26 protein-coding genes and 4 tRNA genes are annotated in these 26311 nt (G+C 56.4%); 21 read left to right on the forward strand and 9 right to left on the reverse strand.

Annotated elements, in window-relative coordinates; translation table 11 throughout:
* The first annotated feature begins 24 nt into the window (after window positions 1-24).
* Window positions 25-1410 carry a siroheme synthase CysG gene (gene cysG / locus ABNH18_RS08250; RefSeq protein WP_349382361.1) on the forward strand — a complete coding sequence of 462 codons (1386 nt, stop codon included), beginning with the start codon at window positions 25-27 and terminating at the stop codon, window positions 1408-1410.
* A gap of 117 nt (window positions 1411-1527) precedes the next feature.
* On the opposite strand, the gene ABNH18_RS08255 is transcribed toward cysG, so the two are convergent.
* From ABNH18_RS08255 to ABNH18_RS08275, 5 genes are all read right to left on the reverse strand, one after another.
* Window positions 1528-2517, reverse strand: coding sequence for a glycosyl transferase family protein (locus ABNH18_RS08255; protein ID WP_349382362.1), 990 nt, complete (start codon window positions 2515-2517; stop codon window positions 1528-1530).
* Window positions 2518-2578: 61 nt separating this feature from the next.
* Window positions 2579-2833: a hypothetical protein gene (locus ABNH18_RS08260; RefSeq protein WP_349382363.1), complete on the reverse strand. Its 255-nt coding sequence runs from the start codon at window positions 2831-2833 to the stop codon at window positions 2579-2581.
* Window positions 2834-3160 carry a hypothetical protein gene (locus ABNH18_RS08265; protein WP_349382364.1) on the reverse strand — a complete coding sequence of 109 codons (327 nt, stop codon included), beginning with the start codon at window positions 3158-3160 and terminating at the stop codon, window positions 2834-2836.
* Window positions 3153-3524, reverse strand: coding sequence for a sulfurtransferase complex subunit TusD (tusD, locus tag ABNH18_RS08270; RefSeq protein WP_349382365.1), 372 nt, complete (start codon window positions 3522-3524; stop codon window positions 3153-3155). The genes ABNH18_RS08265 and tusD overlap by 8 nt, the downstream gene beginning before the upstream one ends.
* Window positions 3524-4207: a Bax inhibitor-1/YccA family protein gene (locus ABNH18_RS08275; RefSeq protein WP_349382366.1), complete on the reverse strand. Its 684-nt coding sequence runs from the start codon at window positions 4205-4207 to the stop codon at window positions 3524-3526. Before ABNH18_RS08275 ends, tusD begins: the two co-directional genes overlap by 1 nt.
* A 223-nt stretch (window positions 4208-4430) precedes the next feature.
* On the opposite strand from ABNH18_RS08275, the gene ABNH18_RS08280 reads away from it, so the two are divergent.
* Both ABNH18_RS08280 and ABNH18_RS08285 read left to right on the forward strand, forming a co-directional pair.
* A complete protein-coding gene (locus tag ABNH18_RS08280; protein ID WP_349382367.1) occupies window positions 4431-5114 on the forward strand; it encodes a hypothetical protein in 684 nt (227 codons plus the stop codon).
* A gap of 103 nt (window positions 5115-5217) precedes the next feature.
* A tRNA-Ser gene (locus ABNH18_RS08285) sits at window positions 5218-5305 on the forward strand.
* Between the two features lie 200 nt (window positions 5306-5505).
* On the opposite strand, the gene ABNH18_RS08290 is transcribed toward ABNH18_RS08285, so the two are convergent.
* The gene (locus ABNH18_RS08290) at window positions 5506-5925 is read right to left on the reverse strand and encodes an HNH endonuclease (RefSeq protein ID WP_349382368.1); all 420 of its coding nucleotides are present in this window, start codon (window positions 5923-5925) and stop codon (window positions 5506-5508) included.
* A gap of 112 nt (window positions 5926-6037) precedes the next feature.
* On the opposite strand from ABNH18_RS08290, the gene ABNH18_RS08295 reads away from it, so the two are divergent.
* Window positions 6038-6589 carry a hypothetical protein gene (locus ABNH18_RS08295; RefSeq protein WP_349382369.1) on the forward strand — a complete coding sequence of 184 codons (552 nt, stop codon included), beginning with the start codon at window positions 6038-6040 and terminating at the stop codon, window positions 6587-6589.
* A 593-nt stretch (window positions 6590-7182) separates the two neighbouring features.
* Here ABNH18_RS08295 and ABNH18_RS08300 read toward each other — a convergent pair.
* Genes ABNH18_RS08300 through ABNH18_RS08310 form a run of 3 tightly spaced genes read right to left on the reverse strand, consistent with a single transcriptional unit; the run spans window position 7183 to window position 10174 of the window.
* The gene (locus tag ABNH18_RS08300) at window positions 7183-8220 is read right to left on the reverse strand and encodes an ArsA family ATPase (RefSeq protein ID WP_349382370.1); all 1038 of its coding nucleotides are present in this window, start codon (window positions 8218-8220) and stop codon (window positions 7183-7185) included.
* A complete protein-coding gene (locus ABNH18_RS08305) occupies window positions 8220-8456 on the reverse strand; it encodes a cory-CC-star protein (protein ID WP_349382435.1) in 237 nt (78 codons plus the stop codon). Before ABNH18_RS08305 ends, ABNH18_RS08300 begins: the two co-directional genes overlap by 1 nt.
* Window positions 8457-8500: 44 nt before the next feature.
* Entirely contained in the window at window positions 8501-10174 is a 1674-nt protein-coding gene (locus tag ABNH18_RS08310; RefSeq protein ID WP_349382371.1) for a carbon starvation CstA family protein, read from the reverse strand.
* A 277-nt stretch (window positions 10175-10451) separates the two neighbouring features.
* Here ABNH18_RS08310 and uvrY point away from each other — a divergent pair, with 277 nt between their 5' ends.
* The 17 genes from uvrY to gspJ all read left to right on the forward strand — a co-directional run bounded on the left by uvrY (window position 10452) and on the right by gspJ (window position 26270).
* On the forward strand, window positions 10452-11105 hold the full coding sequence (gene uvrY, locus ABNH18_RS08315; protein ID WP_349382372.1) for a UvrY/SirA/GacA family response regulator transcription factor: 654 nt from the start codon (window positions 10452-10454) through the stop codon (window positions 11103-11105).
* Window positions 11106-11177: 72 nt separating this feature from the next.
* Window positions 11178-13010, forward strand: coding sequence for an excinuclease ABC subunit UvrC (gene uvrC / locus ABNH18_RS08320; RefSeq protein WP_349382373.1), 1833 nt, complete (start codon window positions 11178-11180; stop codon window positions 13008-13010).
* Window positions 13011-13102: 92 nt separating this feature from the next.
* On the forward strand, window positions 13103-13708 hold the full coding sequence (gene pgsA, locus ABNH18_RS08325) for a CDP-diacylglycerol--glycerol-3-phosphate 3-phosphatidyltransferase (protein ID WP_349382374.1): 606 nt from the start codon (window positions 13103-13105) through the stop codon (window positions 13706-13708).
* Between the two features lie 95 nt (window positions 13709-13803).
* Window positions 13804-13879 (forward strand) — tRNA-Gly (locus ABNH18_RS08330).
* A 54-nt stretch (window positions 13880-13933) separates the two neighbouring features.
* Window positions 13934-14007 (forward strand) — tRNA-Cys (locus ABNH18_RS08335).
* A gap of 132 nt (window positions 14008-14139) precedes the next feature.
* Window positions 14140-14226, forward strand: a tRNA-Leu gene (locus tag ABNH18_RS08340).
* A gap of 305 nt (window positions 14227-14531) precedes the next feature.
* Window positions 14532-18206 (forward strand): response regulator, encoded by a 3675-nt coding sequence (locus tag ABNH18_RS08345; protein WP_349382375.1) that lies wholly within the window; start codon window positions 14532-14534, stop codon window positions 18204-18206.
* A gap of 60 nt (window positions 18207-18266) precedes the next feature.
* Complete coding sequence (locus ABNH18_RS08350) at window positions 18267-19130, forward strand: CheR family methyltransferase (RefSeq protein ID WP_349382376.1); 864 nt, start codon at window positions 18267-18269, stop codon at window positions 19128-19130.
* Between the two features lie 13 nt (window positions 19131-19143).
* Window positions 19144-19626 carry a response regulator gene (locus ABNH18_RS08355; protein ID WP_349382377.1) on the forward strand — a complete coding sequence of 161 codons (483 nt, stop codon included), beginning with the start codon at window positions 19144-19146 and terminating at the stop codon, window positions 19624-19626.
* A gap of 32 nt (window positions 19627-19658) precedes the next feature.
* A complete protein-coding gene (locus tag ABNH18_RS08360; protein WP_349382378.1) occupies window positions 19659-20204 on the forward strand; it encodes a chemotaxis protein CheB in 546 nt (181 codons plus the stop codon).
* Between the two features lie 7 nt (window positions 20205-20211).
* Complete coding sequence (locus ABNH18_RS08365; protein ID WP_349382379.1) at window positions 20212-21348, forward strand: response regulator; 1137 nt, start codon at window positions 20212-20214, stop codon at window positions 21346-21348.
* Between the two features lie 3 nt (window positions 21349-21351).
* Entirely contained in the window at window positions 21352-22854 is a 1503-nt protein-coding gene (gene gspE, locus ABNH18_RS08370; RefSeq protein WP_349382380.1) for a type II secretion system ATPase GspE, read from the forward strand.
* Between the two features lie 15 nt (window positions 22855-22869).
* Entirely contained in the window at window positions 22870-24087 is a 1218-nt protein-coding gene (gspF, locus tag ABNH18_RS08375) for a type II secretion system inner membrane protein GspF (RefSeq protein WP_349382381.1), read from the forward strand.
* Window positions 24088-24096: 9 nt separating this feature from the next.
* A complete protein-coding gene (gspG, locus tag ABNH18_RS08380) occupies window positions 24097-24522 on the forward strand; it encodes a type II secretion system major pseudopilin GspG (RefSeq protein ID WP_349382382.1) in 426 nt (141 codons plus the stop codon).
* A gap of 1 nt (window position 24523) precedes the next feature.
* Window positions 24524-25240 (forward strand): type II secretion system minor pseudopilin GspH, encoded by a 717-nt coding sequence (gene gspH / locus ABNH18_RS08385; protein ID WP_349382383.1) that lies wholly within the window; start codon window positions 24524-24526, stop codon window positions 25238-25240.
* Complete coding sequence (gspI, locus tag ABNH18_RS08390; protein ID WP_349382384.1) at window positions 25237-25617, forward strand: type II secretion system minor pseudopilin GspI; 381 nt, start codon at window positions 25237-25239, stop codon at window positions 25615-25617. The genes gspH and gspI overlap by 4 nt, the downstream gene beginning before the upstream one ends.
* Window positions 25614-26270: a type II secretion system minor pseudopilin GspJ gene (gene gspJ, locus ABNH18_RS08395; RefSeq protein WP_349382385.1), complete on the forward strand. Its 657-nt coding sequence runs from the start codon at window positions 25614-25616 to the stop codon at window positions 26268-26270. The genes gspI and gspJ overlap by 4 nt, the downstream gene beginning before the upstream one ends.
* Window positions 26271-26311: the final 41 nt, after the last annotated feature.

Here is a 26311-nt window from a genome sequence, read left to right on the forward strand (position 1 = left end):
ATCCGGCATTTACTGGGAGCAAGCATGGAGTTTTTACCGATCAGCTGGCGCTTGCAGGGCAAGGTAGCTCTATTGGCCGGCGGCGGCGAAGTGGCGCTGCGTAAAGGGCGTCTTCTGCACCGATCGGGTGCAGTGGTCAATGTGGTTGCTCCGAAAGTGTGCGATGAGTTGCGCGATATTGTGGTGCAAAGTGGTGGCGCCTGTGTGGATCGTGCGTTTGCGAGCGCGGATCTGGACGGGGTGGCGCTGGTCATTTGTGCCACGGATGATCGCAACACCAATGCCGGGATTGCCAGCCAGGCGCAGCAACGCGGCTTGCCGGTGAATGTGGTGGATGACCCATCCCTGGGCGATTTCATTTTTCCCGCCATCGTGGATCGTTCCCCGGTGCTGATCAGTATCAGCTCCTCCGGTGCTTCTCCAGTGCTGGCGCGTAAGCTACGCGCCCAGCTGGAATCGTCCTTGCCTGCTCGCTGGGGGCGCCTGGCAGACCTGATGGCCCGTTTCCGTCAGCCCCTTAAAGACAAGCTCGATAACATCGGCGCACGTCGTCTGTTCTGGGAGCAGACACTGGATAGCCCGGTGGTAGAAAAGGTACTGGCCGGTAAAGACAGTGAAGCCGAGGCCATGCTGGCCGCCGCCATTGAGTCCGCCGATGCGGCGACCCTGAGCCGGGGTGAAGTGTATTTGGTAGGGGCAGGCCCCGGTGACCCAGACTTGCTGACGTTCCGGGCGCTACGCCTGCTGCAGAAAGCCGACGTGGTGCTGTACGACCGACTGGTAGGCAAGGGCATCGTGGATCTGGCCCGCCGGGACGCGGAACTGGTGTACGTGGGCAAGGCCCGCGATAAACACGCGCTGCCCCAGGACAACATCAATGAATTGCTGGTCCATTACGCCAAGCAAGGCAAGAAGGTGTGCCGACTGAAAGGCGGGGACCCGTTTATTTTCGGCCGTGGTGGCGAGGAAATTGATTTGATCGTGGCAGAAGGGATCGACTTTCAGGTGGTGCCGGGTATTACCGCCGCCAGTGGTTGTGCTTCCTATGCCGGGATTCCGCTGACGCACCGCGATCACGCGCAATCCGTGCGGTTTGTGACCGGGCATCGCAAGGATGGCTCGGTGGATCTGGATTGGGAGCATCTGGTTGGTGAACACGAAACCGTGGTGTTCTACATGGGGCTGGTGGGATTGCGGGAAATCTGCAGCCAGTTGATAGCCCATGGCCGTGCGGGTGATACACCGATTGCGTTGGTGTCACGGGGCACGACCAATCTGCAGGAAGTCATTACCGGATCGCTGGATCAGCTGCCGGACGATATCGAAGGCCGGGAAATCCACGCGCCCACACTGATTATCGTTGGCAGCGTGGTCAGCTTGCATCCCAGGTTTGGTTGGTTCAAACCCTGAAAAGATCTAGGTCGGGTTACGGCTACGCCTAACCCGACCGACTACAGAACACGGTTTTGTAGGTCAGATTTACCCAAGGGCACAGAGAGCCTGAAAGACGTAATCCGACAGCGGACCTTAAAGCCTTGCCTTGTCGCGATTTTTCCACAGTGCTGCGGCGTTTTTGCGCGCACTTTCCAGTGAGTCTGCCTTGTCGAGCCCCCACAGGGCCACGGCCACGGTATGAATAACCGCTTGTTCACCGTATTCATCACGGGCTTCGCCGCGCCATACCTTTAACACTGTGTCTGCGCTGGGGTCGCCGGGTGGGGTTTGCCGGGGCATGGCGCTATCAATCACCGCGCTTTGCAGTGCCTCGCCGTGACGGATGCCCTGGATTTGCGTGCGAGCATCTGGCCGGATTTCCAGTTCGCCGCCTTCGCCCTTGAATAGCAGCAGGTCCCGATCGCCGGCTAGTGTGGCGGCCCCTTGATGCAATTCGATGTAAGCCGGGTGGAACACGCTCTGCATGGAGAGTGGCGCTTGGGCGGGATTGAGGCTGCGGGCCAGAGTGTTGATCGGCGAGCGCAAACCCAGGAAATAGCGCAACGTGAGCATCCGTGCCAGCGGTGGGCAGAATTGTTCTAGCGGTAGATAGGCCAGCCCGTGCGCCTCAAGGTGTGTATTTGCCTGGGCGACTGTTTGTGCAACGGGCAGGCCCAGTTGCGGTAGAAGCTGATCGGTATACACCCGATTGGGTGTGTGTGCCGGGCCACCATGGAGAAAAGTGCGGATGCCATGGCCTGCCAGTAACACCGAGGCCAACAAGTACCAGGGATGGTGTTTCTTCTTGCCCGCATAGCTGGGCCAGTCCAGTTGCACGTCTGGCAGTTGTGCAAGCGCGTCGTGGCAGACAGGCCGGCAGGCATCCAGAAAGCCCGCCAGCTCCTCCGGGGTTTCCTCTTTTACCCGTAACAGCATAAGAAAGGCGCCAAGCTGAATATCTTCCACTTTGCCTTCAAGAATGGATTGCATGGCATCGCAGGCTTCCTCGCGGGTAAGGCTGCGGCGGGCCCGCTTACCGCGGCCCAAGGTGCGAACGAATGGCGCAAAAGCGTGTTCAGTCATGATTCCATCTCATATAGGGCTTAAGGCGTGCTGGTGAAGCGTGATGCATGAAGGCGTCGATTCAATACCAGCTGGTGCACGGGCCGTGCTCGGCGACCAGTGTCAGTAGTTCAGCGTGGTCGATTACCGGGAGGGTGCTGTCAGGCAATACCAGTGAGGTATGCGCGAGCAAGTACCCGTCTCCTTTCAGTGTCAGGTGCGATGCAAGTAACAGGCCTGCATCGGTAAAGACACAAATGTCGCCTGGGGCATAGAGCGCGGCAAAGCGCTGCTGTGTATTGTTATCGTCAGGGGAAAAGCCAAGCAGGTGCAACATTCAGAACACCAGTATTTGATCGCATTGGGTGCGCAATGATAACAGCTCATCAGGCCCGAGCGGGGTGGCGACGACGTGGCAGTCTGCGGCTGGCGCGGGGTTGTCCACTCTTTCCGTGCTTTGCGTGACGCAACGGACACCGAAATCAGCAAGCTGCATCAGGGTCTCGTTGGGGCAAAGGCGTAAGGTGTCGAGGGCGGAGGGGGTTAGCCACAGCGTCGTAGCTTGCCCGAACGCCGCACCAGTGAGCAACATGTCCAGCATTTCCTGGAATTGGCTGGAAAGCGGTTGGCTCCCGGTGGCGATGTAGAGAGTATGATTAGCCAAACTGAATCACCCGGTCGCTGTTGATGAGCGCCTCTGCCCATTGCCCCAGTCCTGCCAGAGAGAAACCTTCCGCCAGCGTGCTGGCTGCTTCTGTGGCGACGATACCCCGGCGCTGGGCGGCGCCCACACAGACCACCGCATTCACGTCATGCTGGGCAAGCCAGTGCTGCCACTGCTGGGCGGCGCTGGACTGGTTGCCATCACCGGTCCAGGCATGACGGTTCGCCAGATGCACGGCATCCCGGTAAAGAAACAAGCAATGGAGTTGGTGATCAGGGTTTTTGAGGAGGGCTTGGGCTGTGTGGAGGGCGGTCAATGCGGCGGCAGAATCTGCCGCCGCATTGACCAGAAGCGAGAAACGCATCAATCGTTGCCGCTGAGTGCGGTCAACAGGTGCAGCAGGGACATGAACAGATTGTAGATGGACACGAACAGGGTCACGGTCGCCATGATGTAGTTGGTTTCACCGCCGTGAATGATGGCGCTGGTCTGCCACATGATCAGCAGGGAAGACAGCAGCACAAAGGCGCCAGACACCGCCAGGCTCAGGGCCGGAATGGCGAAGAAGATATTGGCGATGCTTGCCCCAAATGCCACCAGGATGCCGATCATGATGAAGTTGGTAAGGAAGCTGAAGTCTTTGCGGGTCACCAACGAGATGGCCGACATGGCCACAAAGATACCGGCAGTGCCTGCCAGAGCGGTGGTCACAATTTCCATGCCGCCAGGCATTTGGGCATACATGTTGATAATGGGACCGGTGGTGAAGCCCAGCCAGCCGGTGAGGCCGAAGACCGCGAGGATACCCCAAGCACTATTACGTAGAGCGTTGGTGGCAAATAGCAGGCCAATGTAGACGCCTAAGGTCAGCCAGATGTTGATAAAACCGATATTGCTGGCCATGGCAAACCAAGACGCGCCGGTGGCCACAACAAGTGACAGCCCCAGCAGCATGTAGGTGTTTTTCAGTACCTGGGCCGCGCGCTCCCCAGTAACGGCAGCGCCGTGCTGGTGGGGGGCGGTATAGGGGTTCGTCGGGTTATTCATGCGTTCACTCATTATTGCGAATTGTTCCTGTGATCATAAGGGCGAGGGCCTCAAAATCAAGCGTTAAACCGGCTTTTCGCCATGACATAGTGGCTTGTCATCCTCTGTGGCTAGCTTGCGACCGCGGATGTGCACTTTTGTGACGCTTATCGTGGGATGGCGATGCGCCAAAGTAATACTATTTTCGTACCAAGAATGCCTAAATTTGAACCAAGGGGGTCTTATGGGTGCATTATCGCTGGCTGGCACAGATAGTGAGCAGATTGAGCTGGCAGCAGTACAGGGCCGGCATTCGCTGTACGAAGATTTGCTGCAGGTGCCAGGGTTGGCGTCGCGTCGCCATGAGTTGATTTTTGAACAGAAGAACCGGCTGCTGGGGCGACATCGTCGGATCATCCTGTTCAATGGGCGCTACCTGGAATGGGCGGAACAGCGTGGCCGGCGCGAGGTGACACGGATTATTAATCTGGCGTTTTTGGCAGGTTCCCCAAGTCACTATCGAGAAATTGCCTGGCGGTCCTTGAGTGTCGCGCTGTTGGCGTTGACCGTTGCCGGGCTGTTTTTTGTGGTGGGACAGCCCGTTCCCGCCCTGGCGGCGCTGGGGGTTGCGTTGTTGGGCGGTGGCATCTGCCTGCGAGGCTCATCTCGACGCTTGCTGTTCTATACCCGCAATGGCCGGGTGGTGATGTTTGACTTGTTTGAGCAGCGCAGTGACAGCAAGCGCCTTGGCAAGGTGATTAGCGCGTTGCAGCTGCGGGGTGAACGGGCCTGGGACCTTTTACCCGACAGGAAAGAGCGGCTGGCGGCAGAAATGGCAGAGCATCGCCGGTTGGTGACTGAGCGAATTATCAGTCAGGCGCAATACGAGCGTGCCAAACAGCGCATCTTTCGCCGTTATTCCGATTGAGTGGGGGAATGTGTCTGAGCGATCAAAACTCAACCAGTCGTGCATGCTATTGTGGCTTCGACGTTGACTGGCCTTATTGCTCATGTATTATTGCTGCCACCTTGGAGGGGTGGCAGAGTGGCCGAATGCACCGGTCTTGAAAACCGGCGACGGGAGACCGTCCGTGGGTTCAAATCCCACCCCCTCCGCCAAATTCGTTGTGCGGTCAATGGGTTATCAGCCATGTTGCGATATACCCAACATAAAGCCCAACATTTAAAAAGCGCTCAATTGTGAGCGCTTTTTTTGTCTAATGACCTTGCCTTGCCCATGCTTGGACTTATCCAAAGCCTCATAGGCTCCATAAGTTCGTCACAGCAGTAGGTTTTCACCGATACTTATAACCCTTGAGTTAATAACCAATTTCATGGCGATATCTGTGGCATGAGCCACATAGGGAAACAAGGTCGTCGTAGTTCTCATCTCCCATTACCTCAGGATAGCTCCGATGGTGGATTTGCTCCGCTGGATTGCCACAATCTAGGCAAATGCCTTGATCCCGGACAAAGATGTCATCTCTAACCTGGGCCCATTCGGGTGATTGGAGATATTGTTGGTAGCGCTCTTTTCGCGTGAAGTGGCCGGTATCATCATTCTGATATATGGATACGGGTAGATCTCGCTCATACCCAGTTATTTCCGGCACTTCTTGCTCATTGGGTTGCTTGGACTCTTCTTTTCTTCTCATGGTTAAGCCCTTTCTTGGAAAGCATCCCCGAATATAAAAGAAAGACAGGTGCCAGCCAATCTCCCACACAAAAAAAGCCGTCACGGCTTACATCCGCAACGGCTCTCTCGTTACCGCATAGTGCCTGTGCTCCAATAGCGAATTTGAACGCTGTCGATCAAAGACGTTACGATGCGGAAAATTAAAGGGAGGGGATATGCGCGCAGTTTACTATTTTACGTTGATATTTTTGACCTTCGTTGCAAGTGAGGCAAGTTCGAGAGATCAAATTACGTTCGAGGACTGGCGAGCGGTGTCTGACAAAGACCTAATGACGGATGCAATCCATGAAATGATTATGACGCCAAGCGAACCACCACTATATATTCGTAAAAGCGACCTATATGTTGATGTTTTCCTAAATCTGAGTTGTGGCTACTCTGTGGTGCAAATTGGTATGCCTGGCTATCCATTCTATTTTGACGGGACCATTTGCCCTGACGAAGATGGAGAATGCTACCGGTATCAAAAAACATTGATGCGAATTGATGGCCGCCCGGCGATTGAAAAAGCCCTGCTGACCGATGCAGACTCGAACGCCAATAATCTGTTTATACCCGGACTTGATGTTGAAACTCTTAATGACGCCAGCGTAATCAGATTTGAAATTGCAGGTCCCGGCGAGTACAAAATACCTGAAGTTATCTCATTCAGCTTGGAAGGGTTTTCTGAGGCATATGATTGGTGTCAGTCCCGCGTCATTAATTGATTAGGGTGAGCTGGTTGCCTCTCACGTTGAATTGGCTGTCATCACACCACCTTTAAAACCGTTCTGTAATCCACTCCGGCTCTCATTCCAGCCACTCCCAGCACCAGCGCAGCATAGGGCCGCACCTAACCACGTCATCATAGGCTTGCTCTAGCTCATAGAGCTTTACGTGGGTCGAGATCTTGGCGTTCCTGTGGTGATTCATGGCATCCCTTAACAGCAAGCATAGTGTCTCGCGTCATTAGTGGGCCTTGGCTATGATCCTAGTGATCGGCGAAAGCGCCAGGGTCAATCTGGATAACATTGCTTGCTGTGGTCATTACTCGCTGTCCGGTAGGCATAAGAAAGCGGCCCGGAGGCCGACTCTCCGGCTTACCCGGTATCCTTCTGACTGCCACCGGGAGCAGGTGAAGGATGATCTATACCGAGGCGCGATAAGGGGTGAAACAGCCCCGTCTCACTTCCGCGTTTCAATCCTTGGTGGGGCTTACCAAGTCCCGGTTTTTACCCGCCGGGCCGAGTCACTACGATCAAACGCTGGTATTCAGATCAATGTGGTGCACGCAGCACGCTACAAGCGTGTCGCGTGTGGCTCAGCGATCCGCATTGCCAAGCAATCCAGCAAATGCCCGAATTGCCTCCAGTCCTTGAATGTCATCTTCCTGTAGTGGCAAGTCCTTGCGAGGCAGCGCGCCCAAGGCGTGTGCCAGTTCTTCCATATGACGTTGCTGGCGCGCGTGGCGGGCAGCGAAAAAAGCGCTGTCTGCGGCATCCGGTAGTACCCGGTTAACCACGGCGCCGGCCACGGGGATGCCATGTTCTGTGAGTGAGGCAACGGCGCGCTGAGTTTCCAGAATGGGCAGTCGTTCGGGGGTCAGTACAAAAACAAAGGCGGTATTGGTGGCATCGGACAGTTTGCGGCGTGCGCGGTGGAATAAACGCTGGCGGGCCATCAAGGTATCCGCCACCTCCTGGCTGCGCGGGTCCAGGCCGGCGGTGGCGTGCTCGGTGGGGTCCTGCAAGGGGCTGTCGACGCTCTTGTCCGGTGTCAGATGGCCCAGCACCTGTCCCAGCTTGCGGGCTTTATCGCTATGGCGCAGCAGACCCTGGGTCCAGGCCGCCATGACTTCTGGCAGGCTTAACAATCTCAGGGTGTGGCCGGTGGGGGCGGTGTCAAAGATCAATAAGTCATAGTCGCGGCTGTCCACATCAATTAACCGGGAGATGCGTTCCAGCAAGGCCGCTTCCTGCGCGCCGGGGGATTGACGACTGAGGCGCAGTTGCTTATCCAGTTCCCGGAACTGATCCGGGGTGGCAAACCGGCGCATCTGGGCGCTAACCCGATCCAGGTAAGCGTCGACCTCGTCATCCGGGTCCAGCTCCAGTGCGGTCAGACTGGGTGCCAGGCAGGTGGGGCGGTTGCCGATGGGGTGATTAAAGGCGTCAGCCAGACTGTGGGCCGGGTCGGTGGAGACCAGCAGCACCTTACGACCTTGCGAGGCGGCGCGGACGGCCAGTGCGGAGGCGGTGGTGGTTTTGCCCACGCCGCCCTTGCCACCCACCATGAGCAGAGTGCGGGAGGCGAGCAGGGCATCCAGATCAAGGTGATGTTGTACAGGGGTGTCTGTCATTAGCAGCAGCGAAAGTGATCCAGCGGTGAGCGCTCCATACCCATGCGGGTGTGCCAGTCATGAAAGCGGTCCATTAGCAGCGGTTGTAGCTCCAGGGTATTCCAGGCGGCCGGGTTTGGCACGCCCATCATTTCTGAGAACACCAGCAGCATAAACAGGTCTTCCTCGTCACGTTTGGCTCGAGCTATGGCGGCGCGATAGGGCGCGTTGTAATACTGCGCCCCCAATTCACCCATGCGCTTGAACCATTGTCTTGGCGTTGATTGTCCTCGCTCTGCCATTAATTGGGCTCCGGCGGCGCCTTGAAGGCGCGTTTCAGGGCGGAGGTGCATTCCAGTGTGACCAGTAGAGCAGCAACCAGCACGACAAGGTCCAGTCCCAGCAGGAACCAGTCTTCCTTCTCGTAGAAGCTCTTAAGCTGGATCAGCAGGGCAAAAAGGGTCATCACCAACAGGAAAACCAGCGGTGCCAGGGTGTAAATAGCCGGGCGGCCACGTTTCACCAGCATGATGGTGATCACCAGTAGGGTTAGCCCGGCCAACAGCTGATTAGTGGTGCCGAACAGCGGCCAGATCAACAGGCCGCCAGCGCCATCGGCGCCGCCTGCCCCGAATGCAAGCAGCAGACAGCTGACCACCGCCAGCAGTGTGGCCGGCAGGGGGCGAGTCATCCATTTTTGCTGATAAATTTCACCCCATTCCTGGAAAATATAGCGCTGCAATCGCAGGCCGGTGTCCATGGTGGTGCCGGCAAACAGCGCCGCCATGACGGTGAGCAGTGTGGCTGCAACGCCAACGTCCATTCCCATGCCATTGGCAAGAATATTGGCGCCACCATCCACGAAGGCGGTCAGGCTGCCTTGACCAAACGCCGTATAGACTGCCTGCCAGTCAGCGAGGGTGGCAAAGCCAGCCGTGGCGGCAATGATGGCCGCCAGTGCCAACGCGCCTTCACCCACGGCGCCAAAATATCCCACGAAGCGAGCATCCGTTTCCTTGTCCAGCTGTTTGGAGCTGGTGCCGGATGCGACTAGGCCATGAAAGCCGGAGATGGCACCGCAAGCGATGGTTACGAACAGCAGCGGCAGTAACGAGGGCGTGCCGGAAGGAACGTCACTGTTGATCATCGGCGCGACAACCTGGGGATTGCCCAGCAGCACAGCGCCATAAAGCAGGATCAGGCCGACGAACAACTGCAGACCGTTGATGTAGTCGCGAGGTTGCAGAAGCATCCAGACAGGTAGCAGCGATGCCACGGCCGCATACGCAAACAGCAGTAAAATCCAGCTGGCACTGGCCGACAGGCCCATAACCTGATCGGGCAGCGTAACGGGAACCATGGGGCCCACGTAAATCAAGCTATACAGGGCAGCAACGCCGATGACAGAGACCAGCCCAAGGCCGATCATCCGGCGGTATATTAGCTGGCCGATCACCAATGCCACGGCGATGGCGCCCCACACCGGGACGACCGCGCCGGGGTTATTGATCAGCAGCTTGGCGATCACCACGCCAAACACGGCGTTCACCATCAGTAGCACCAGGAAAATGACAATCATGAAGACGGTGCGAGCGCGGCGGCCGACCACCTCGCCGGTGAGTGCGCCGACTGATTTTGCCCGGTTGCGGACACTGGCCCACAGGGCGCCACTGTCATGCACCCCGGCAAAGAAAATTGTGCCAAATACGACCCAGAGGAAAGCAGGTAGCCAGCCCCAGATAACGGCAATGGCAGGGCCGACGATAGGGGCTGCGCCGGCCACGGAAGTAAAGTGGTGACCCCATAGCACATACCGGTTGGTGGGCACGAAATCCACGCCGTCTTCATATTCGTGGGCAGGGGTGCGGAAATTTGGATCCAGTTTATAGATGCGCGATGCAATAAAACGGGAGTAGACGAAGTAGCCGGCGGCCATGCCACCTAGCCCCAGCAGGAGCAAAATGATTGCGCTCATGGGTTGCCTTTTGTCATTGTTTACGCTGTTGTCGTCAGCGTTGACCGGTGGCCAACTGGACATTACCAATGTTGCCCTATGTTTGGTCTTTTTGACTATGCGGTCAACGCGACTAATGGCTAATGTCTGTGGTATCAATCGTCTCAGGGTTTGTGAGAGTCGCGTCGTCTGATAACGGTGTCCTATGCATGCCTGTGTACAAGCGGTACCATTATGTTTACAAGCAAACAAAAACAGAACACTAACGGGTAAAGGAACTACCCGGGGGGAGCAGTTAATGATCAAAGTATTGGTAGTGGATGACCATGATCTGGTCCGTACGGGCATTGCTCGCATGCTGGACGAAGTGGATGGTTTGCGGGTTGTCGGCGAGGCAAATTCAGGTGAGATGGCCGTGCAAATGGCCAGAGAACTGACACCGGAAGTGGTGTTGATGGATCTGAAAATGCCGGGAATTGGCGGCCTGGAAGCTACCCGTAAATTGTTGCGCGTTGATGAGGGTATCCGCGTTATCGCTGTCACCATGTGTGAAGAAGAGCCGTTTCCGTCCCGCCTGATGAAAGCCGGTGCCGCCGGTTACATGACCAAGGGTGCCGACTTGGAAGAAATGGTCCGGGCTATAAAGGTAGTGGCCACTGGGCAGCGTTATATCAGCCCGGAAATTGCTCAGGCCATGGCGCTCAAGCCCTATACCGGTGACGAAGGCTCGCTGCTGGATATGTTGTCCGAGCGCGAACTGCAGATAATGATGATGATCGTGAACTGCCACAAGGTGCAGGATGTGGCGGACAAGCTTTGCCTGTCACCGAAAACGGTGAATACCTACCGGTACCGCATTTTTGACAAGCTGGGCGTGACCAGCGATGTGGAAATGGCGTTACTGGCCGTGCGCCACGGCATGCTTGATGCGGTAGAAAATACAGCTCCCTGATTATCGGTTCGTCACAGGGGGAAATCATCTAGGCAGGGCTGATACACTTTCTGTTTGCCAACCTGTTTTGAGATGTCCTCCTTGCCCGATTTCGACGCTAAGCATTTCCTTGACCACTGTGCCCGCAAACCCGGTGTCTATCGCATGCTGGACGCCGGCGGTGATGTTTTGTATGTGGGCAAGGCGCGCAACCTTCAGGCGCGCCTTAACAGTTATTTCCAGAAAAATGTGTCGAGCGTGAAAACCCGGGCACTGGTCGGGAAAATTCGCGATATCCAGACGACGGTGACCGGCAGTGAAGCGGAGGCGCTGCTGCTGGAGCAGTCACTGATCAAGGAATTGAAACCGCCTTACAACATCCTTCTGCGCGACGACAAATCCTACCCGTACATTCGTATTACCCGCTCCGACCGTTTCCCCCGCGTCACCTTTCATCGCGGCACGCGTCGGGCTGGGAGCCAGTACTTTGGCCCGTATCCCAGTGGCGGCGCGGTGCGCGAAGCCCTGTCGTTGATCGAAAAAGTGTTCCAGGTACGTAATTGCAGCGATAGCTATTTCCGTAATCGCACCCGCCCGTGTCTCCAGCACCAGATCAATCGGTGTACGGCACCGTGCGTGGGGTTGGTGAGCGAAGAACATTATGCGCGCCAGGTGAAGATGGCAGCGGACTTTCTGGATGGACGCAGTCGGGAAGTGGTTGAGCAACTCAGTGTGGATATGGAGGCAGCCTCGCTGGCGCTGGAATTTGAAAAAGCCGCGATACTGCGGGACCAGCTGGCCGCCATTCAATCTGTGCAGCAAAAGCAGTACGCGGAAACGGGGCAGGGCGACCTGGATGTGGTCGCCATTGAAACTCGCCATGGCCTGGCGGTGATCGAGGTGCTAATGATCCGTGATGGCCGCATTCTGGGGCACCGTACCTTCCGACCGGACACCCGAGGCGAGGAAGATCGCAGCGAAATCTTGGAGGCTTTTCTCTCCCAGTATTACCTGGGTGATCGGGAGGATCCGGTTAAGCCGCAGGAAATATTGCTGAGCATGGATATTCCGGGCGCGGATGCGCTGCAGCAGGCACTGGAAAGTCAGTGGGGCAAGAAAGTCCGGCTAGCTTGGCGCGTGCGCAGTGATCGTGCTGCCTGGATCACCATGGCACAGACCAATGCCCAACAGTCCATGGCCTCGGAGTTAGCCGCACGCGAGCATATGGAGGCTCGCTTTCTGGCACTGGAAACGCTGCTGGAAAGCCGTGAACCGGTACGGCGTATAGAGTGTTTTGATATCAGCCATACGCAAGGCGAAAAAGCGGTGGCTTCTTGTGTCGTGTTTGACCAGCAAGGTGCTCGAAAACAGGAATACCGGCATTTCAATGTGAATCCTGCGGCAGCCGGGGATGATTATGAAGCACTGGAAGAAGCAATCCGGCGCCGCTATCAGCGCGTATTAAAGGAAGAGGGCAGGCTGCCCGATCTCTTGCTTATTGATGGCGGTAAAGGGCAGATGCAGCGCGGCTGGAAGGTCATTCAGGAGCTGGACCTGCAAACCACGGTGCGAGTAATGGGGATCGGCAAGGGCCCCAGCCGCCGGCCTGGGTTTGAAGCGCTCTATCTGCCTTGCGGGAAGGAAATGATTCCGGGTCCGGCGGACTCTGCGTTGCATCTGTTGCAACAGGTTCGCGATGAGGCGCACCGGTTTGCCCTGACTGGGCATCGAGCCCGGCGTGGCAAGGCCCGCAAACAGTCCACACTGGATGAGATTCCCGGTATTGGACCTAAGCGGCGCAAGGCGTTGTTGACTCACTTTGGTGGGCTGAAGCAGATGCGCAATGCCTCAGCCAGCGAGCTGGCCCGGGTGCCGGGAATCAATGATCAGATGGCGCAGACGCTGTACGACTGGTTTCATCGATAGGGCGTTCAGTTTTTGATCTAAAATCAGAAATGAGTCGCCGCTCGCTTTCCGCTATACTGGTGGCTTATTTTCATGGCCGGTAGTTCCCTCCTATGCAGAAAGTGCACCCCATCCTGAATTTGCCGAACATCCTCACCCTGATTCGGGTGCTGGCAATTCCCGTGCTGGTGCTGGTGTTCTACCTGCCGTTTCACTGGAGTGATGTGTGTGCCGCCTTGTTATTTCTGGCCGCGGGCATCACTGACTGGCTGGATGGTTATCTGGCGCGCAAGCTCAATCAAACCAGCCCTTTTGGCGCCTTCCTGGATCCGGTGGCAGATAAGCTGATTGTGGGTGTAGCGCTGGTGATGCTAGTGCAGATTCACGCCACTGCCTGGTTGGCGGTGCCGGCCATGGTGATTGTGTCCCGGGAGATTACGGTCTCGGCATTGCGCGAATGGATGGCGGAACTCGGCCAGCGGGCGAAAGTGGCGGTAAGCCAGCTGGGCAAGATCAAGACCGTGACCCAGATGACGGCGATTACCTTGCTGTTGGCACAAAAACCGACCTTTACAGCGGACGGCGACATTATTATGAATCCGTGGCTGTGGCTCAGCTATGGTTTGCTGTACCTGGCTACGGCATTCACTCTGTGGTCCATGGGCTCGTATCTTCGTGCTGCAGCGCCGCAATTGCTCAAAAGTCAGTCAAAGTCCTGAAAAGTCAGAAAAAACACCCGGTGTCGGGTTGACACCCGAGGGGTGATGAGTAGAATTCTTTCCCGCAACGCAGCATGTCTGCGTTGCAGAAAAAAGCGGGAATAGCTCAGCTGGTAGAGCACAACCTTGCCAAGGTTGGGGTCGCGAGTTCGAATCTCGTTTCCCGCTCCAAGATTTTGAAAGCCTCGGTTATGCCGAGGTTTTTTCTTGGTAATACAGTTAAATGGCGCGGTGGCAGAGTGGTCATGCAGCGGACTGCAACTCCGTTAACGCCGGTTCGATTCCGACCCGCGCCTCCAATTACCGACCCATACGGTCGATGAGGTGACAGGCACAATCATGTGTCATCATCTCGATAGAAAGACAAGTAAAAACAGCCGCTTAGCCCATCTCATTTTTATTCCACGCATAACACGTACGATGATCTTCCTGCGGGTATGGTGAAATTGGTAGACACAACAGACTTAAAATCTGTCGGCCATTAGGTCATGCCGGTTCAAGTCCGGCTACCCGCACCAATTTCTCCTTCTTTTTTGTCGTGTGGCTCAGCCACAGCCAAACTGCTTGATTCGGATTTATCACCCACTGCGCTACCTACCTCAAGTCATTGAACGACATGCGGTTTGTGTTCGATCACTGCATTTTATTGCTTTTTCTTTGTCGGTTGGTCTGATTTTATCCCTGAAAAATCAACTTTCTAGCCTGCGGTATTCATGTGATTTATTGCCGCTTTCTGTCAATTTCTGGTAGCCTCACACTTTAGTCTTAGCCCTGTAGTGGGCCTGGATAACAACAAGCCGGAAAAGGCATGAGGGCTATCTGAATGAACTGGTTCCAGAACCTGTCCGTGCGGCTTAAGATTTTGTCTGTAGCCGGGCTGGGGATTGTGCTGTTTGTGGTCTATGCGGCCTACAGCTTCTATATTGCCGAAACCAATATCGATCATCTCAAACGGATTGAGAGCCAGGACTTTCCTGTTCTGGAATTGATCAACGCCAACAATGTGGATTTTATCGCCATCAGCGAGTCCTACATCGCGGCGATTACCCAAGCTGACCCGGATTTGCTTGAAGAAGCGCAGTCCAGGGCGTCGGCCTTCGAGCAACGGCTGGCGGACATTCGCCGCACCGACCCAACACTTTCTGCTGGCGTGGAAGAATTACGCCGCAATTTTACCGCGTATATCAACGGAGCCACCGCACTGGCCCGTAATCTAATTACCAATAACGGCACCTCGGAGGACCTGTACCAGCGTATTGCAGATGTGAGAGAGCTGCAGGACACCTACGAGAGCAATCAGAAAGCGTTCGAGAAACAGCGCTATGAAGCGTTCCGCGAGACTCTCAACAATAGCCGTGCGGACAATCTTGGCACACAAAAAATCGGGCTGTTCCTGGGGCTGGTCGCCTTTACCTTGTTGGCGCTGATCGCTTTACGTGTTACCCGGGCCATTACGCTGCCGCTGGAAGGAGCTGTGGACGCGGCAGACAATATTGCCAATGGCAAGTGGGATACCCGTATTGAGAAAGGGGGTCGGGATGAGACCGGCCACCTGTTGCATGCCATTCGTAAGATGCGCGATGCCCTGGTGGCTCGCCATACGGAAGATCGTCGGCAGGAAACGGTGAAGAACCATCTGGCCGAACTGAATAACCGCATGCGCGGAGAGATGGGCTTCGAGCAGCTGGGCAACAACATGCTGAGCTTCCTGGTGCCGGTTGTTGAGGCGCAAGTGGGCGCATTTTATAGCTATGACCCGGATACGCAGATGCTCAGCCTGAGCAGCTCCTATGCCATGCAGCGGCGCAAACATCTGGCCAATGAATTCCGTCTGGGTGAATCCCTGGTGGGGCAATGCGCCCTGGAGCGCAAGAGCATTCTGCTGGAGCAGGTTCCGGATGATTACATCAGCATTGCGTCCGGCACCGGAGCCGGCCAGCCACGCAATGTGATGGTGATGCCCATTGTCCATGAAGACGAAGTGAAAGGGGTGCTGGAAATAGGCGCGTTTCGCGACTTCAGCAATGACGACTTGGCATTCATGGAGCAATGTGTGGCCGTCATTTCCGTGTCGTTGCACAGCGCGCAAAGCCGTTTCCGTCTTGCTCTCATGCTGGAGCAGACACAGTCCCAGGCCGATGCCCTGGAGCGGCAAAAAACGGAAATGGCCCAGGCCAACGAGGATCTGGAAGAGCAGGCCATGGAGTTGTCTGCGTCCGAATCTCGCCTGCAACACCAGCAGGAAGAATTGAAAGCCATTAACGAAGAACTGGAGTCGCAGACTCAGGCGCTGCGAGCTTCGGAAGAAAGCTTGCAGGCCCAGCAGGAAGAATTGCGCGTTACCAATGAAGAGCTTGAAGCCCAGGCGCGCATGCTCACTGAACAGAAATCAGAAATGGCCCAGAAGAATGACGAGCTTGAGCTGCTACGCCATGAACTGGAAGACAAGATTCGCGAGCTGGAGATGTCTTCCCGCTACAAGTCCGAATTCCTGTCCACCATGAGTCATGAACTACGCACGCCGCTCAACTCGATTCTGATTCTCTCCAATGCCCTGGGGCAGAACAAACGCGGCAACCTGGAAGAGAAGCAAGTCGAGCACGCCCAGGTCATCCACTCCGCCGGTGCGGATCTGCTTAGCCTGATTAATGACATCCTCGATATTTCCAAGATCGAGGAGGGCAAGATGGATGTCATCATTGACGATTTGTCTCCGCCGGAAATCGTAGAGCACTTCCGTCGCAACTTCGCCCACGTGGCCGAAAGCCGCAACCTGGATTTCAAGGTCGAGCTTGGCGATACGTTGCCTGAACACTTCTACACGGACCGTCAGCGTCTTGAACAAATCATTAAGAACCTGCTTTCCAATGCACTGAAGTTCACCGAGCAAGGCTCGGTGACTCTGAGCATTACGCAACCGGATGCCTCCGAAGCCTTGCCGTCCCGCCACCTGGTGCCGGGGCAGACGCTGAAGTTTGCGGTGATCGATACCGGTACCGGGATTGCGGATGAAAAGCAGAAGTTGATTTTTGAGGCCTTCCAGCAGGCGGATGGCACGACCAGTCGCAAATACGGCGGCACCGGTCTGGGGCTGACCATTTCCCGTGAACTGGCACGATTGCTGGGCGGGGAGATCGGCCTGTATAGCGACGGCGAGGGGCAGGGTTCCACCTTTATGCTCTACCTGCCTGTCGGTAGTGCCGATGCGCTGGAAATCAATAATGCCGCTGCCGGCCATGCCGATGAAGGTATTGGTAGCAATGCCGAGGCGCATACGGCGTCGATGACACCGCTGGATACCGGGGGCGACGATTTTGTGGTCCGCGAGAAGACCGTGCTGATTGTTGAGGACGATGAAGAGTTTGCTCGGGTGCTGGTGGAGCTGGCTTCCGATTACGGCCTGGAAGGGCATATCTGCCACGACGGTGAAGATGGGCTGGAATACGCCAGCCATTACCGCCCCAGTGCCATTATTCTGGATATCGGGCTGCCGGGCATCGATGGCTGGGAAGTGATGGAAAAGCTGAAGGCGGACCCGCGTACTCAGGATATTCCTGTGCACTTCCTGTCCGGGCGTGATGAGCGCAAGAAGGCGCTGGAGCTGGGTGCGCTGGACTTTATGACCAAGCCGGCCAACCAGGACGATATCCTTTCTGCTTTTGCCAAGATCGAGGGAGCCATCGAAACCAATGTGCGCCGGCTTCTGGTGGTGGAAGACAGCGAAATCCAGCACGAAAGCATTCGCGAGTTGTTTGATCAGAAAGGGGTGGAGATTACGGCCGCCACCAGTGGTCTGCAAGCGCTGGATGCCCTGCAGAATACCGTGTTCGACTGCATGATCCTGGATTTGACGTTGCCGGACATGAGCGGTTTCGAGCTGCTGGAAAAACTCCATGCCAGCGACGACTACGACAGTGTTCCCGTGGTGGTCTATACCGGCAAGGACATGACCCGCGAAGAAGAAGCGAAACTGCGCAAGTATGCGGACCGCATCATCCTCAAGACGGAGCGCTCACACGAGCGGTTGCTCAATGAAGCGTCCCTGTTCCTGCACTGGCTGGAATCCACCTTGCCGGCCAATCGTCGCCCGACAGCAGAATCCATTGAGCATCGCGATGACATTTTTGAAGGCAAGCAATTGCTGCTGGTGGACGACGACATGCGCAATATCTATGCGCTATCAGCTCAGCTGGAAGAGCTGGGTTTTGCTATCAGTATTGCCAACAATGGTCGAGAGGCCCTGGAATCACTGGATGACAACCCATCCATCGATATTGTGCTGATGGATATCATGATGCCGGAAATGGATGGCTACGAAGCCATGGGGCGGATTCGTGAACAGGCCCGTTTCAGCAAGCTGCCGATGCTGGCGCTGACGGCCAAGGCCATGAAGGATGACCGGGCGAAGTGTATCGACGCCGGTGCCAATGATTACTGCTCCAAGCCCATTGATATGGCAAAGCTCACCTCGTTGCTACGGGTCTGGCTGCATAAGTAGTGGGCGCAAAACGTGCCCGCAGTCACTTTATAAAGACAAGAACCGTGGCGGAATAGCGTTATGGCTGAAACATACCCCATCGACGATGACGAAGTCAGTGTCGAGGACATCGAAATTCGCCTGTTGCTGGAGGCGATTTACCAGATGTACGGCTACGACTTTCGGTTCTATAGCCGCGCGTCGATGCGCCGGCGGATTATGCATCGCCTGACCATGTCAGGCTTTGCATCGATCATGGAAATGACTGACAAGGTCCTGCGCGACCGGCCATTTTTCGTCACGTTGCTCAACGACCTGACCGTGAATGTGACGGAGATGTACCGAGACCCGGATTTTTACCGTGCCTTTCGCGAAGAAGTGGTGCCGGTTTTGAAGACCTTCCCCTTCATAAAGATTTGGCACGCCGGCTGTTCGACCGGCGAAGAAATCTACTCCATGGCGATTTTGCTGGAAGAAGAAGGGTTGTACGACCGGGCCATGATTTACGCCACGGACATCGACAAGAATGTATTGGCCTCGGCCAAAAAGGGCATTTACTCCATTGAAGCGGTCAAACAGTATGGTGACAACTACCGCCGCGCCGGCGGCAAGCACTCCCTGTCTGATTATTTCACTGCACGTTATGACAGCGTGATCATGGAGCAACGCCTGAAACGCAATATCGTTTTTGCCGATCACGACCTGGCCACTGACCAGGTTTTTGGTGAAATGCACGTTATCCTGTGCCGAAATGTATTGATCTACTTTGATCGACCCCTGCAGGAGCGGGTGATCAGGCTGTTCAGCGAGAGCCTGGATATGGGCGGCTACCTATGCCTGGGAACCAAGGAAAGCCTGCGGTTCAGCGGCCAGGAAGACGCGTTCGATGTTATCAACAAGTCGTTGCGAATTTTTCGCAAGCGACAGTTTCCACACCACGCATGATTAGAGACAACCGATGATTGAGCAGAAACTGCTATTGGTGGATGATCAGCCGGCCAACCTGGTGTCGCTTGAGGCTGTCCTCGAAGGTGAGGACCGCACCCTCCTGAAAGCCCACTCCGGCCAGGAGGCGCTGAAAATTCTGCTTAAGGAAGATATTTCCCTGGTGCTGCTGGATGTGCAGATGCCAGGCATGGACGGTTTTGAAGTGGCCGAGCTGATGCGTCAGCGCAAGGACACCCAGACCATTCCTATTATCTTCGTGACGGCGATTAGCAAGGAAAAGAAGTACGTCTTTAAAGGGTACCAGGCTGGGGCGGTGGATTACCTTTTCAAGCCACTGGACCCGTTGATCCTCAAGAGCAAAGTGGATTTCTTCCTGGGTTTGGACAAACAGCGCCGAGAACTGCAGGCCAAGCTCAAAGAAGCCCAGGCACACCGCGCAGCCTATGAAGCTGGCAAGACGCGGGGCGAGGAGGGCAGCGGCCACTCATCGTGAACACTTGCAAGGGAGCAGTCAGGGCAATCGTAATGGGCGCGTCATGGGGTGGGCTGAATGCCTATACGCGTATCCTGTCAGCGCTTCCTGCGGATTTCCCGTTGCCGATCATGCTGGTGCAACACCAGCATGCCAGCGCGGATAACCGCATGCCGTGGCTGCTGGCCCGCTATTGTGCGCTGCCGGTGATTGCCCCGGAAGACAAGGAGCCCATCCTCGACGGGCACGTTTATGTGGCCCCGCCGGGCTACCATATGTTGGTGGAAGAGGATCAGACACTGGCTTTCTCTACAGGAAGGCCTGTACTCTTTTCCCGGCCGGCAATAGACGAACTGTTTTACTCTGCCGGCGCGGTTTATGGCCGTCACCTGCTGGGAGTGATCCTCACAGGGGCCAATGAAGACGGCGCGGCAGGCATGGAATATATACACCGAAGAGGCGGAGTCACCATCGCCCAATCACCGGTGAGCTCGGAAGCACCCGTAATGCCCGAAGCGGCAATAACAACAGGTGCGATTTCCAGGGTACTCGATCTTGAGGCAATCGGGCCCTTTTTGGCGGAACAGGTTGCAGGGTAGTAAGCCTATGAAACAAAACATTTTGGTTGTGGATGATCACAGGGAAAACCTGATCGCACTTGAAGCGATTCTGGATGCCGACGGCCGCAATCTGGTCATGGCTCAATCTGGTAATGAGGCGTTATCCCTAGCTCTAAAACATGATTTTGCGCTGGTGCTGCTGGATGTGCAGATGCCAGAGATGGATGGGTTCGAAGTGGCTGAACTCATGCGCAAGAACAAGAAAACGCGCCATATCCCAATTATTTTCGTCACGGCGATTTCAAAAGAGCAGAAGTACGTCTTCAAGGGCTACGAATGTGGCGCTGTGGATTACCTTTTTAAACCCATCGACCAGAAAATACTGGAAGCCAAGGTCAGCGTTTTCCTGGAGCTGGATCGTCAGCGGCGGAAATTGCAGAAGGCCGTGGTGCAAATGAAACGGCTCAAGGATGAAAACGAACGGTTGTTGCATGCCTTGGGCGAAGCCCTGATTGGCGCCAATGCCGAAGGCAGGGTCACCTTTTGTAACGAAGCCGCCTGTGCCCTGTTGCGCCAGAGCCGTGATGCGCTGGTGGGCCGTGATCTCGCTGACATGCTCTTCAACGATGATGCCGGCAAGCTCCGCTGGAGCTGGGATGACTCTCCATTGCGCAGTGCCTGTATACAGGGCGAAAGCTGGAAAAACGAACACAGCTTGTACACGGCAGACCAGGATGGGTTGCTGGCTCTGTCGGTGCGCGCCAATGCCATTACCGATGATTCAGGCACCTTTACTGGCGTGGTGGTGGTACTGCGTTCTGCCGATGACGAAAACGGCGTTAAGGACAGCGCCCGCGACCACCGTCGAAACCCGCGCAAGAAACTGTTCCGTGAGATGGTAGTGTTTGATCGCAGTACTGGTGGTAACGTGGGGCGCTTGATGAATCTGAGCGTGGACGGCTTCAAGCTGTTTTCCCGCCGGGAACTCCCCCATGGCGAAGAATTGCAGCTGGGTATGGTGCTTCCCGACCAGATAGCCGGGGTGAATACGGTCAGTTTCGACGCCCGGGTGGTCTGGGCTGAAACCCTGGATGCGCCTGGTGAATATCAGGTGGGTTTCCAGTTTCAGACGTTGAACCCGATCACCCGGGATGTGGTCGAGAACCTAATGGAAAAATATTGAGCTATGACTGAGCACCTGGAGACGCTGGACAATATGGAGCTTCCACCTTCGCTGCTGCCTTACGGCTTCGCGCGGCGTTTTGGGGTTCTGTTGCGTGAGCGCGATGGCCATAAAGAGCTGTGCCACCGGCAGGATGTTTCCGTAGCCGCGTTGGGTGAAGTGCAGCGCCACATTGGTCGCCTGCCACGTCTGGTGCCCATGGACGACACCGCCTTCACTGCGGCCATGGCGATTACCTATGAACAGCAGCGCGGCGCTGCCGCTGAAGCGGCGGATGATCTGGAAGGGCTCGACCTGGCCAGTTTGGCAGATGCCTTGCCGGAAACCTCCGATCTGCTGGAACAGGAAGATGACGCCCCCATTATCCGGTTAATCAATGCCTTGCTGCAGGAAGCCATTCGCGAGGATGCGTCGGATATTCATATTGAAACCTTCGAGCGTCGCCTGGTGGTGCGCATGCGGGTGGATGGCGTGCTCCGTGAAGTGCTGACGCCGAAACGGGAGCTGGCACCATTGCTGGTATCGCGGATCAAGGTGATGTCGCGGATGGATATCGCTGAAAAACGGATCCCCCAGGATGGCCGGATTTCCTTGCGCATTGGTGGCCGGGATGTAGATGTGCGGGTGTCCACCATGCCCGCCAGTAATGGCGAGCGGGTTGTACTGCGGCTGCTGGACAAGCAGGCAGGGCGATTGCAGGTATCCCATCTGGGTATGGGCGACACCTGTGATGCGCATATGCGCGAGCTGATCCACAAGCCCCACGGCATTATTCTGGTCACCGGGCCAACGGGCTCCGGTAAAACCACCACGCTTTATGCGTCGCTGACCGAATTGAACGACAGCACCCGTAATATTCTAACGGTGGAAGATCCCATCGAATATCAGCTGGAAGGCATTGGCCAAACCCAGGTCAACACCAAGGTGGACATGACCTTTGCCCGCGGCCTGCGCGCGATACTCCGCCAGGATCCGGATGTGGTAATGGTGGGGGAGATCCGGGATCTGGAGACCGCCGAAATTGCGGTTCAGGCCTCGCTGACCGGCCACCTTGTACTGTCTACTTTGCATACCAACACAGCGGTGGGCGCAGTGACCCGCTTGCAGGATATGGGCATCGAGCCATTTTTGCTCTCCAGCTCCTTGCTGGGCTCACTGGCTCAACGGTTGGTGAGAGTGCTTTGTGAGGACTGCAAAAACCCGTATCAGGCCAGTGCCAGCGAACTGGAAATGCTGGGCCTCCCGGCCAATGAAAGTTGTACGCTGTACCACCCTAATGGCTGTGAAGCCTGTAATAATCAGGGGTACCGGGGCCGTACCGGGATCTACGAACTGGTGTTGGTGGATGACACCTTGCGCCAATTGATCCACGACCGCGCCGGTGAGCTGGAGCTCAACCGCCACGCCCGGACACTGACCAGCGGCATCCGTGAGGATGGCTGGCGAAAAGTGCTCGGCGGACATACCAGTGTAGAAGAGGTCCTGCGGGTGACCCGCGAGGACTGACGGGACAGCAGCCGCATGCCAGCATTCGAATACCGATCCCTGGACCACAGGGGCAAAATCAACAAAGGCACACTGGAAGCAGACAGTGCCCGCCAAGTGCGCCAGCAGCTTCGTGACAAGGGCTGGGTGCCGCTTGAAGTCAACGAAGCCAGCGATACCAGCAGCCAGGGTATGGGCAGGTTCGCCGGTTCCGGCAAGATCAATGGCGCCGAACAGGCGCTGATTACCCGCCAACTGGCCACGTTGCTGAAATCCGGCCTACCTGTGGAGCAGGCTCTGTCTGCGGTTTCCAAGCAGGCCGCCAATGATCGCATCGAACGCATCATGCTTGCGGTGCGAGCCAAGGTCCGCGAGGGCTACAGCCTGGCCCGCAGTTTCGAGTCCTTCCCCCGCGCGTTCCCGGAAATGTACCGTGCCACCGTGGCAGCGGGTGAGCAGAGTGGCCACCTGGAGCAGGTGCTTGAGCAGCTAGCGGATTACCTGGAAACCCGCCATGACACGGGCCGTTCCGTTGCCCAGGCGATGATTTACCCCGCTTTTATCATGGTGTTTGCCTCCATCGTTATCATGCTGATGATGACCTTCGTGGTGCCCAAGTTGGTGGCCGTGTTTGAAGGGCGTGATCAGGCGTTGCCGCTGCTCACCCGTATTGTCATGGCCATGAGTGATTTTGCCCGTGGCTGGGGTTGGTTGCTGGTGCTGTTGATCGTGGTGGCTGTGGTGATCTTCATGCGTGCCATGCGCGACCCGCGTTTCCGCTTGCGGGTGCACCAGCGGCTGGTGAATATGCCGCTGGTGGGCACCATGCTACGTGCTGGTGACAGTGCCCGGTTGGCCAGCACCCTGGGCATTCTCGGCCGCTCCGGGGTACCGTTAGTGGATGCCTTGTTTATTGCCGCCCAGGTGGTGGGCAACCTTGCGGTTCGCAATGCGGTAAAAAACGCCGCCGCCAAAGTGCGAGAAGGCGGCAGCCTCAGCCGTGCCCTGGATGCCAGCGGTTACTTTCCGCCGATGCTGGTACAGATGATTGCCAGCGGCGAAGCCAGTGGTGAGCTAGATAATATGTTGACCCGGGCGGCGGATTATCAGGAACGAGAATTGAGTAGCACGATCAGTACTATGGTGGGGCTGCTCGGGCCGATCATGCTGTTGGTGATGGCGGGGGTGGTTGTCATGATCGTCCTGTCGGTCATGCTGCCGATTATGCAAATGAATAACTTACTAGCCGGTTAAGGTGAAGGAATGAAAGCAAAGCGTGCCATGTCAGGGTTTACCCTGCTGGAAATTATGGTGGTGGTGGCCATTATTGGTTTGTTGGCTGCTGTGATTGTCCCCAACGTGATCGGGCAGGGCGAAGCCGCCAAGGTGGATCTGACCAAAGCCAACATGGGCAAAATCGTCCAGCAGCTGGATTTGTACAAGTTCAACAATGGCAGCTACCCCACCAGTGAAGAAGGGCTTAACGGCTTGGTTGAACGTCCTAATTCGGCTCGCAAATGGCCGGATGGTGGCTACCTGCCCAAAGTCCCCCTGGATGCATGGAACAACGATTACGTTTATATCAGCCCCGGTGTAGAAGGGCCGTTTGATCTGCTGTCCATGGGCGCCGATGGCGTTGAAGGCGGTGAAGGTTCTGACGCGGACATTAACTGGCGCGAAGTCCAGTAACATGCGTTTGCCCCGTACACTCCAGTCCGGCTTCACCCTGCTGGAAATCATGGTGGTGGTGGGGCTGATTGCGCTGCTCAGCGCGGTGGTCGTCAGCCAGGGCAACTGGACATCCGATGACCGGCAGCTGGAGCAGGAGTCTGCCCGGCTCAAGGATACCCTGGCGCTGCTTAACGAACGCAGCCTGTTCTCCGGTCAGCTGCTGGCGCTGCGTCTTCGCCACGATGGCTGGGAACCTCTGGCCTACGACATCACCGCCGCCGATTTTTTGCCCATCGAGGATACCGCCCTGAAGCCGCGCCAGATTCCGCCGGCGCTGGAGCTGGTGTGGCAACTGGACGAGCTGGCCGATGAAGAGCAGGCGAGTCTCAGCCAGGTTGCCGAGACCCTGGTCAAAAAAGACACCTCGCTGGATCTGGGCGAAGACGTCGTGGGCGGCGACGATGAGGAACGTGAACCGCAGCGGGCACGGAATGATGAATCCGAAGAAGAGGAAGAAAAAGCATTCCCGCAGGTTTTCTTTTTCCCCAGTGGCGAAGTGTCTCCGGTAACCCTGACCATGCAAAGCCAGGACGATCTGGAGTACGTGCAGCGCTGGCAAATATCGGCACTGGGGCAGATTTCCGACCCGGACCTTGAAGAAGACGAGGACGACCAGCAGGAAAAGCAAGAATGGCTGGAGCGGCGTGCTCGGATGATCGAGGAAGTGCCTGAATGAAACAACAGCGCGGCTTTACCCTGGTGGAAGTGCTGATTGCTGTCTCCATTCTGGCGTTGGTAATGATTGTACTTGGTCAGACCATGGGTGCCACCGCCCGTGCCTATACCAACATCAATGAAACCCACTTGGGCTTTCTGGTGGCCTCCGACAAGCTGGTTGAAATGCAGGTATATCAGCAGTGGCCCTCCACTGGCGAATCTGACGCCACGGTGACCCGCAACGGGCGCGAGTGGTGGGTCAATACCCGTGTCAGCGAGGGCCCCTATCCGGACACCCGGCGCGTGGATATCGAGGTCGGCATGATGCAGAACGATGATCAGGGGCAAATGGCGTATCACTTGGCCAGTTTGATTGGAAAGCCGGCATCAGGATGAATATTCATTGCTCCTTTGCGTCTCGGCGTTTTGCTCAACGGGGCTTTACGCTGCTGGAGATGGTTATCACCATCGCCATCTTTGCGTTCATTTATGTGGCCGTGGCCAGTTTCCTTGGCAGTGCCCTGCAGGGCCGTGAACAGCTGAAAGATAGCGCGGATGAAATGGAGCGGACTCAGCGGGCAGTCACTTTCCTGACCCTGGATTTCGAGCAACTGATCAATCGCCCGGTTCGTGACCCCTACGGCGACCCGCAACCGGCCATTTTAGGCCGGGACAATTATGTGGAATTCACCCGCCTTGGCTGGTCAAACCCCTTTGGGCTGCGAAAACGCAGTGAGATGCAGCGGGTGGTGTACACCCTTGAAGATGGCTCCTTGTTACGCCGTTACTGGCCCGTGCTCGACACCAACGTGGCCACGGAATATCAGGAAGATGTGCTCATCGATCACGTGGAGCGCTTTACGGTCCGTTACCTTGACTTGACCCCGCAGGGGGAATGGCAATGGCTGGAACTGTGGCCGGATGTGGCAATGGCGCCTGTTCCCGTGTGGCAGCAGCGCCTGCCCAAGAGTATCGAGCTGGAGATTGAACTGGAAAACGGTGACATCGTGCACCGTTTCTACCGCACAGTGGTGAACCCATGGAGCTGAGGCTGCGCAAGCGTCATAGGGCCGCGCATGGGCAACGCGGG

Origin of the sequence: Alcanivorax sp., assembly GCF_040118815.1 — a bacterium.
In the GTDB taxonomy this organism is placed as follows: domain Bacteria; phylum Pseudomonadota; class Gammaproteobacteria; order Pseudomonadales; family Alcanivoracaceae; genus Alcanivorax.